Raw genomic sequence first — 9,092 nt, forward strand, 5'->3', positions numbered from 1 at the left:
AATTCATAGGCAAAAGGAAATTAGCATCGAGCTTCTAGAATAGGCACTGACCGACTCTAACTTTATGCTCTGCTGCGTCTATCGAAACGTCGAGGTCTTAGACCTAGGGATTAGGCAACGGGAACTGGTAAGGTTAGATCTCGTCTCTTGTCTGAAAACTTTTGCTTGAGAGAGGCGGTTGCCTCCGACAACTAACTAATAGCTATCTGGAGAGTCCACAATTATATGTCCGATCTGATTGAGGCAATACTAAATTCGACAGAAAAAAGCGATCTGCGCGAATTTATTAGCGAAATAGAAGCTTCTGACCAGAGGTATTTATTGCGTAACGATATTCTCAATACTTTTCACCAATTTTGTCAGCAAAAAGACGACCTAAAATTTGAGGCTACTTCTCGTCTGGGTAAATTAATTTACTACACCCAAGAAATTATTTTAGAGGAAGAAAGCATCTGCCTGATTATCAGACCCAAAATTGCGCGACAGGAAGCCTATCGCTTGTTTGACGATCTTACTGTAGAAGCGATCTCTACCTCCCAGTTATTAGACATACGCGATCGCTTCGTCAACCGCTATCATCCCGAAGAGGGAGATGTGTTTGAAATTGACTTTCAGCCTTTCTATGACTACTCGCCGATCATTCGCGATCCGAAAAACATTGGCAAAGGTCTACAGTTTCTCAATCGTTACTTATCTAGTAAACTGTTTCAGGCACCCAATCAGTGGTTAGAAGCTCTCTATAATTTTCTCAATCTTCATAGCTACAATGGCATTACTCTGCTAATTAATGGTAGAATCGCTAACCGACATCAACTTTCCGACTCTGTCAAACAGGCTTTAAGCTTCGTCGGCGACCTACCCAAAGATAAACCCTATGAAGAGTTTCACTTCGACCTGCAAAATTTGGGTTTCGAACCAGGTTGGGGAAACACTGCAGGACGAGTTAAAGAAACCCTCGAAATTCTAGACGAACTGATCGACTCTCCCGACGATCGAGTTTTAGAAGCTTTTCTCTCCCGCATTCCGATGATTTTCCGCATCGTTTTAGTATCGGTTCACGGCTGGTTTGCTCAAGAAGGGGTGTTGGGTCGTCCCGATACGGGAGGACAGGTAGTATACGTTTTAGACCAAGCTAGAAGTTTGGAAAAGCAGCTACAGGAAGATATTACCCTGGCTGGTTTGGACAACTTTAAAGTTACTCCCAAGGTGATTATTCTCACCCGGTTGATTCCCAATAATGACGGTACTCGCTGTAACGAAAGACTAGAAAAAGTACACGGTACTGATAATGCCTGGATTTTAAGGGTTACCTTCCGCGAATTCAATCCCCAGGTAACTCAAAATTGGATTTCGCGCTTTGAAATCTGGCCCTATCTAGAAACCTATGCGATCGATGCCGAAAAAGAACTTTTCGCCGAGTTTCAAGGCAGACCAGATTTAATTGTAGGCAACTATTCCGATGGTAATTTGGTAGCATTTTTGTTGTCGAGACGCTTAAAAATTACCCAGTTTAATGTCGCCCATGCATTAGAAAAATCCAAATATCTATTTAGTAACCTTTACTGGCAGGATTTAGAAAGCGCCTATCATTTTTCGCTCCAGTTTACGGCAGATATTATCGCCATGAATGCGGCTAACTGTATTATCAGCAGTACCTATCAAGAGATTGTCGGTAGACCCGATAGCGTCGGTCAATACGAATCTTATGAAAATTTGACCATGCCCGACCTCTATCATGTGGTCAATGGGATCGAACTATTTTCCCCCAAGTTTAATGTGGTTCCTCCCGGAGTCAACGAAAGCGTATATTTCCCCTATATTCGCCACGAAGACCGCATCGATTACAAAATCGAAAAGTTGGAAGAATTACTGTTTACGGCTGAAGATCCAGAATTTATTTTTGGACGATTAGAACATCCCAACAAACGTCCTCTATTTTCCATGGCGCGACTCGATCGCATCAAAAATCTTACGGGTCTGACCGAATGTTTTGGGCGATCGCCAGAACTTCAAGAACGCTGTAATTTGATTTTGGTTGCTGGTAAGATTAGCGTCGAAGGTGCAACGGATAATGAGGAACGAGAAGAAGTAGAAAAGATGTATCGGCTGATCGACCAGTACGAACTTCATGGCAAAATTCGCTGGTTGGGTATTCGCTTGCCCAAAGTAGATTCTGGTGAAATCTATCGCATCATTGCCGACCGCCAGGGAATTTTCGTCCAGCCTGCATTGTTTGAAGCTTTTGGCTTAACCATTCTCGAAGCAATGATTTCGGGTTTACCTACCTTCGGTACCCAATTTGGCGGACCTTTAGAAATTATTCAAGACACGGTTAACGGATTCTATATCAACCCCACTAACCTAAAAGAAACCGCTCAGAAACTACTCGATTTTATCGCCCAATGCGAGCGCGATCCTAACTATTGGCATCAGATTTCAGAGAAAGCAATAGACAGAGTTTATAGTACCTATACCTGGAAAATCCATACCAGCCGTTTACTCTCATTGGCTCGGATCTATGGTTTTTGGAACTTTACTTCCCAAGAACAGCGCGAAGATTTGTTGCGTTATATCGAGTCGTTATTCTATCTAATCTATAAGCCCAGAGCTAAGGCTTTATTAGAAGAGCATCAACGGCGATAAAAAAAGAAGAAAGTAGAGACTAGGAAATAGAAGAGTAAGAGATAGACAGTTTCTTTTCCTGCCAAGCTTAAGGGAAAACTAAACTCCTCAATTCTTTTTTCTTTCGGCAAATAAAACGAGTTAAACTGTTGCTCGATCTAGCGATCGGACAATAGGGCAGAATAAAAGCAGTTTTTTTTGAAGAGGTATTATTGTAATATGTATGACTGTATTATCGTTGGTGCCGGACCCGCAGGAACGAGCGCAGCTTACCATTTGGGCAAAAAAGGTCATTCGGTTTTAGTAATTGACAAAGCTGTTTTTCCGCGTCATAAATCCTGTGGTGGTGGAGTTTCTCCCGCGATCGCCAAGCTATTCGATTTCGACTTTACCCCGGTTATCGAGTGCACTGTGTCTCAAGTGAAATATACCTGGAAAATGGAAGATCCCAAAGAGATCCGCTTAAGAGGCATCACGCCAATGTGGATGGTGCGGCGCGATAAGTTCGATAACTTTTTAATCGAACGGGCAGTAGAACGAGGAGTTGAGTTTAAAGACAATTTAGTAGTAACTGGAATCAAGTTGCAGGCAGATAGTTGGCAAGTAAATACCGATAATGGAAACTTTGCTGCTAAATATTTAATTGCTGCCGACGGTGCCAATAGTCAAGTTGCTGAGTGGTTGGGTTATTCTCCAGCCCAAAAAATTCTTGCCGCTAGTTTGGAAATCCCAGGGGAGGTAAGCGATCGCCGCGCCAATATGGCTTTTTTTGATTTTGGCTCTCTTAAAAACGGTTTTATGTGGTGTTTTCCCAAAGCCGATGGCTATTCTTTGAGCGCGGCATTCGTGCGCGATCGCCAGGGCAAACCGGAAGAACTCAAACAGCAGCTATTTAACTATGCTGCCAAATTCGATTTAGACCACACTCAAGGCGAATATCGAGAGCACCAACTCAATCTCTGGCAGGAAAATCGTCCTTTACATGGCGATCGGGCTTTAATTATTGGTGAAGCCGCAGGCATTGTCGATCCTTTAATTGGTGAAGGAATTCGCCCCGCGATGTCTACAGGAGTTGCCGCTGCCGAGGTGATTGATAAAGCCCTAGCTGGCGATGCTGAGGCTTTAGCACACTACAGCGAAACTATTAAGCAAGAATGGGGGTCAGATCTCGCTAAAGCCCAATTTTTAGCCAATATCTTCTATAAAGCCCCCAAGCTGGCATACAAATTAGGATTGAAACGCTCTAGTGCGGGGCAATTAATGGGTAGAATTCTTTGTGGTGAATTAACCTATTCTGAAGTAGCTGCTATGGCGACTAAAAAACTGAGATTTATTCCTGGTTTGGGGTAAATAATAGAGTGCCAACTGTAGTTTGCCCCTATCGATAAATCGCTGCTCTAAGTGTTTGACGCATCACATCTACTGGTACGGGTTGCTGTAGCCAAATTTCTAAAGCTGCTGCTCCCTGCCTTACCAGCATTTCTAAACCATCGATCGCCGTCGCGCCTTTTGCCATTGCTAGCTTTAAAAACTTGGTGGGACTGGGGGTATAAATTAGGTCGTAGGCGATCGCTCCTAGTTGAAGTTGGTTCATTATTGCTGCATCTACAGGGGAACGATTGACATTTGGGGACATACCTACTGGGGTAGTGTTGACTAGCAGATCGGCGGCAGAAATTAACATATTTAAATCTTCAGCGTAGTGAATTTTTAAAATCGAACTAATCTCTGGTATATCTGCCCAACTTTGATAAAATTCGGTCAGTTTTTGGCGATTACGTCCGACGATATGAATTTCCGAACAACCAAGTTCTACCAATCCTGCTACTACCGCTCTCGCCGCACCGCCATTACCTAAGACTACAGGCCGAACTTTACTCCAATGGCGCGACATAGCTTTTAAAGGAGCAATAAAGCCAATAACGTCGGTATTAGTACCACTCCACCCTGCTTCAGTGCGCCAGACGGTATTAACTGCCCCTACTTGCTGGGCGACAGGGGAAATTTCTGAAAGCAAGGGCATCACCGCTCTTTTGTGGGGAATAGTGATATTGAACCCGACGAGGTCGATCGCGGCAAATCCTGCCAGTGCAGTCTTGAGATCTGTTGGTTTGACTGGTAGGGGTAAATAAACGTAATCCATGCCTAAACTAGCGAGCGCCGCATTATGCATCGCTGGGGACAGGGAATGTTTGACCGGATCCCCAATTACCCCTAGCAGTTTGGTGGTTCCCGCGATCGACTGTTTTAAACTCATGTAACTTATAAGCCGTGAAAATACAGTATTGACACTCGCCCAGAATCAAGCAACGCTTCGCTGGGGGATTCTTGCTTCACTGACACATAGCTAGAGACAACAAATCTGTCTCTCCACCAGAGGTATCTCCACAAGCTGTAAATACGGTCTGCCCTGCCCGACCGCCAAAATATTCTTAGCTGCATTAACATCCCTCAAGTGAGTAGTACGGCAGCTATCATTAGGGCAAGTCCACTTACGAACTGATAGCGGTAATTTGTCTAAGATATAGCCACATGAGCTACACCGTTTACTCGACGGAAACCACCTGTCAATTGCCGTTAACGTTCGTTGGTGCCATTTGCACTTATACGCCAACTGTCTCAAGGCTTCGCCCCAACCACAGTCGGCTATTGCTTTGGCTAACTTGTGATTAGCCATCATGTTTTTTACGGCTAACGTTTCAACATACAGGCTTTGGTTTTCAGCAACTAATCGAGTCGTCAGCTTATGCAAAAAATCTCTCCGACAGTCGGCTATCTTGGCGTGTAGCTTGGCCACTCTAGCCCTTGCTTTGTATCTATTGTTAGAACCCTTTTGTTTTTTGGCTAGCCTTCTTTGTAACGTTTTAAGTCTCGCTTGGTACTTAGAGAAATATTTGGGATTACCCGAAGCCAAACCTTTTGATGTGACCATCACGTCCTTGACACCTAAGTCAATCCCAATGCTTAAGGACACGTCGTCTGGGGTTTCCCCAGACGCTTGAGATGTCCGCTCTGTGGCTGGCTCTAACTGTTGTAGTTCTTCATCTACTAAAAACGAGACAGAATATCTACCGTGCCGTTCTTTGCTGACTGTCACCGTCTTTGGTTCACCTTGAAAACTTCTACTCCATTTAATCTTTAGTGGTTGCTTCATCTTGGCTAGAGTTAGTTTTACGTCCTTCCAAGTAAAAGCGTTAGTAGCATAGGTAGCCGATTGCTTACCGCTCTTTTTCTTAAATCTTGGGTACTTAGTTCGACCTTTGAAAAATGACTCAAATGCTTTGTTTAAATTTCTCAATCCTTGCTGTAACGGTACGGAGGAAACTTGTTTTAGCCAGCTTTTCTCTGGGTCTTTCTTCAGCTTAGTTAGTGCATTAGATGTATCGGTATATGACAGCGACTTTTGTTGTTCATAGTAGCTATTGGTTCTGAGAGTTAAAGCCCAGTTGTAAACAAATCTCGCACAGCCAAACGTCTGCGCTAGCTCTAATCGTTGAGCCGAGTTGGGGTAAAATCGATATTTAAATCCTCGAAGCTGTTGCATGAGGGCGCGTCGCCTGAATTCATTTCAGGCGTTTATGCCGCCCGTGGCATTATTTTACCACGAACTGCACTTTGCTGTAAATCGCTGTTACTTACAGCTTGATTTTTCATCCCACGCTTTCAAAGCGTGGGTTTTCGTGTTTCTATAAAACTAAAATCTTGGTAATATTTTTTAAGCAATGAGACTGAGGCAATGACCGATCGGTTTCATTTTTTCAATCATAACAACGATCGCCATTACTAACTGACGATTTACAGCTCATATTTTGATTAATGTCCCATCCTCTTTACGTCGCTTTCATTTGGCATCAACATCAACCTCTCTATAAATCCCGTGAAGGAGTAGGTTCTGACTCTTGGGGACAATATCGTTTGCCATGGGTACGATTGCACGGCACCAAAGATTATCTCGATTTGGTCTTAATGCTGGAGCGCTATCCCAAGCTTCATCAGACGGTAAATCTGGTTCCTTCTCTAATTTTGCAGTTAGAAGACTATGCCGCAGGGGAAGCGATCGATCCTTATTTAGCTTTGGCACTAACTCCAGAGTCGCAGTTAACTATCGCGCAAAAACAGTATATCATCGAGCATTTTTTTGATGGCTATTATCATACTTTGATAGACCCCCATCCTCGCTATAGCCAACTCTATCATCAGCGACAGGACAAAGGTAGGCTTTGGTGTTTGGAAAACTGGCAAGAGGGAGATTACAGTGACTTACTCGCCTGGCACAATCTAGCTTGGATCGATCCCTTGTTTTGGGACGATCCCGACATTGCCGCTTGGTTAGAACGGGGCAAAAATTTTACTTTGAGCGATCGCCAACGAATTTATTCCAAGCAAAAAGAAATTATCCGCCGCATCGTACCCCAACACAAACAGATGCAGGATGCCGGACGGCTAGAAGTTACCACCACTCCCTACACCCATCCAATTTTGCCCCTGCTTGCCGATACCAACTCGGGAAGAGTAGCAGTACCTAAAATGGCTTTGCCTCAACTGCGTTTTCAGTGGGAAGAAGATATTCCCCGTCATCTCAGTAAGGCCTGGGATATGTACTTAGAAAGATTCAATCGCGAACCGAGGGGACTATGGCCTTCAGAACAGTCGGTCAGTCCGACAATTTTACCCTACATAAGCAAACAGGGCTTTAAATGGATTTGTTCGGACGAGGCAGTACTCGGCTGGAGTATCAAGCATTTTTTCCATCGCGATGAAGTGGGCAATGTTTACGAACCAGAACTACTCTACCGTCCCTACCGTCTGGAAACCGAACACGGAGATTTAGCGATCGTTTTCCGCGACCATCGTCTTTCGGATTTAGTTGGCTTTACCTATGGCGGTATGAACCCCCGTCAAGCGGCAGCTGACTTAATCGGACATTTAGATGCAATCGCTCGTTGTCTCAAATCCCGTCAAGATAATCCCGAAGATGCCTTAGAACAGCCTTGGCTGGTGACTATTGCTCTCGATGGCGAAAACTGTTGGGAATACTATCAGCGCGATGGCATTCCTTTTTTAGAGGCTCTCTACGAACGTTTGAGTAAGGATGAAGATATCAAACTAGTAACGGTCAACGAGTTTATCGAACAGTTTCCCCCTACTGCAACTATTCCCGCAGCGCAATTACACAGTGGTTCTTGGGTTGACGGTAACTTCACCACTTGGATCGGCGATCCGGTTAAAAACCGCGCTTGGGACTTGTTAACTGCCGCTAGAGAAGTATTAGCCCAACATCCTGAAGCGACTGAGGAAAATAACCCCGAAGTCTGGGAAGCTCTATATGCTGCCGAGGGTTCTGACTGGTTTTGGTGGTTTGGTGAAGGACATTCTTCCAATCAAGATGCCATGTTCGATCGCCTGTTCCGCGAACATATCTGTGCGATTTATCGGGCATTAAACGAACCAGTTCCTCAAAATATCTATCAAGCGGTAGACACTCATGAAGCAAGAGGCGATCGCACTCCCCTCAGCTACATTCATCCGATTATCAACGGTATTGGCGAAGAGCAAGATTGGGACAAGGCAGGTAGAATTGAAATCGGTGGAGCTAGAGGCACCATGCACCGCAGTAGCACCGTACAGCGGTTGTTTTACGGTTTGGATCATCGTAATTTTTATTTTCGCTTCGATTTTAAAGCAGGAGTCAAACCAGGAGAAGATTTACCAGGAGAATTACATTTGTTTTGGTACTACCCCAATGTAATTACCCACAACAGTCCCGCAACTCTATCTAAATTGCCCGACGAAGCCCCGTTGAATTACTATTTTCACCATCATCTCGGCATCAATCTCGTTACCGAATCTGTCTGGCTAGAAGAAGCTGAGGAACACTTTCGCTGGCACACCCGTGCTTGTCGTGCCGAGGCGGTTTTTGATAAATGCTTAGAAATAGCCGTTCCCTGGGCAGATTTACACATCGAACCGGATTATTGTTTGGACGTTATTGCTATTTTTGCCGATCGCGGTGAGTATCGCAGTTACGTACCAGAAAACAAACTAGTTAGCTTGCAAGCTCCCTAATTCTGTTTGAGCCGAGCGAGAGACAAAAAATTAGATATTTAGTTAATTTAAGCCTCCTAACTTCCTAAAATTGGGTAATTTAGAGGGCTAGTTTCATTCTTTCATCGAACAGATCCGGTAAGAAATAGGTATTTAGAAAGAGCAAACTAGTTTGTAAAAACAACTACTCCCGAACGAGGTTTATACCTCAATCGCCAATGAATGTATTAACGGTAATTAAACAATTTAAACAGACAAAATAAGATAGAATACCTTTGCTGATTAACTTTAACATTATTCTAAAGCCCGATCGCACTTACTTTATGAAAGAAACTACTCCCGCAGCCATGCCTCCCTGTTTCGATAGATGAGATGGTGTCAAAAGTTTGATGATTTACTGAGAACTAAAGCGCAAAAAAGGGAAT

General features: G+C 44.0%; 5 protein-coding genes. 3 read left to right on the top strand and 2 right to left on the bottom strand.

The window, feature by feature from the left end; all coding sequences use genetic code 11:
- The first annotated feature begins 225 nt into the window (after positions 1 to 225).
- Positions 226 to 2,643 (top strand): sucrose synthase, encoded by a 2,418-nt coding sequence (locus tag ACLFKQ_RS06780; RefSeq protein ID WP_448999073.1) that lies wholly within the window; start codon positions 226 to 228, stop codon positions 2,641 to 2,643.
- Positions 2,644 to 2,841: 198 nt separating this feature from the next.
- Complete coding sequence (locus tag ACLFKQ_RS06785) at positions 2,842 to 3,972, top strand: geranylgeranyl reductase family protein (RefSeq protein ID WP_448999074.1); 1,131 nt, start codon at positions 2,842 to 2,844, stop codon at positions 3,970 to 3,972.
- A gap of 28 nt (positions 3,973 to 4,000) precedes the next feature.
- Here the strand turns inward: ACLFKQ_RS06785 and ACLFKQ_RS06790 are convergent, their stop codons facing one another.
- Together ACLFKQ_RS06790 and ACLFKQ_RS06795 are read right to left on the bottom strand one after the other, a co-directional pair.
- Entirely contained in the window at positions 4,001 to 4,879 is an 879-nt protein-coding gene (locus ACLFKQ_RS06790) for a shikimate dehydrogenase (RefSeq protein ID WP_448999075.1), read from the bottom strand.
- A gap of 90 nt (positions 4,880 to 4,969) precedes the next feature.
- Complete coding sequence (locus ACLFKQ_RS06795) at positions 4,970 to 6,166, bottom strand: RNA-guided endonuclease InsQ/TnpB family protein (RefSeq protein ID WP_448999076.1); 1,197 nt, start codon at positions 6,164 to 6,166, stop codon at positions 4,970 to 4,972.
- 272 nt (positions 6,167 to 6,438) lie between these two features.
- Between ACLFKQ_RS06795 and ACLFKQ_RS06800 the strand changes: the two genes are divergently transcribed.
- Positions 6,439 to 8,688 carry a glycoside hydrolase gene (locus ACLFKQ_RS06800; RefSeq protein ID WP_448999077.1) on the top strand — a complete coding sequence of 750 codons (2,250 nt, stop codon included), beginning with the start codon at positions 6,439 to 6,441 and terminating at the stop codon, positions 8,686 to 8,688.
- Positions 8,689 to 9,092: the final 404 nt, after the last annotated feature.

It is taken from the genome of Myxosarcina sp. GI1(2024), from assembly GCF_053543375.1.

What these genes read in the sequence shown, in the direction of transcription:
- ACLFKQ_RS06800 (WP_448999077.1), top strand. Translation starts at nt 6,439, where the DNA reads ATGTCCCATCCTCTTTACGTCGCTTTCATTTGGCATCAACATCAACCT.
- ACLFKQ_RS06780 (WP_448999073.1), top strand. Translation starts at nt 226, where the DNA reads ATGTCCGATCTGATTGAGGCAATACTAAATTCGACAGAAAAAAGCGAT.
- ACLFKQ_RS06785 (WP_448999074.1), top strand. Translation starts at nt 2,842, where the DNA reads ATGTATGACTGTATTATCGTTGGTGCCGGACCCGCAGGAACGAGCGCA.
- ACLFKQ_RS06795 (WP_448999076.1), bottom strand. Translation starts at nt 6,166, where the DNA reads ATGCAACAGCTTCGAGGATTTAAATATCGATTTTACCCCAACTCGGCT.
- ACLFKQ_RS06790 (WP_448999075.1), bottom strand. Translation starts at nt 4,879, where the DNA reads ATGAGTTTAAAACAGTCGATCGCGGGAACCACCAAACTGCTAGGGGTA.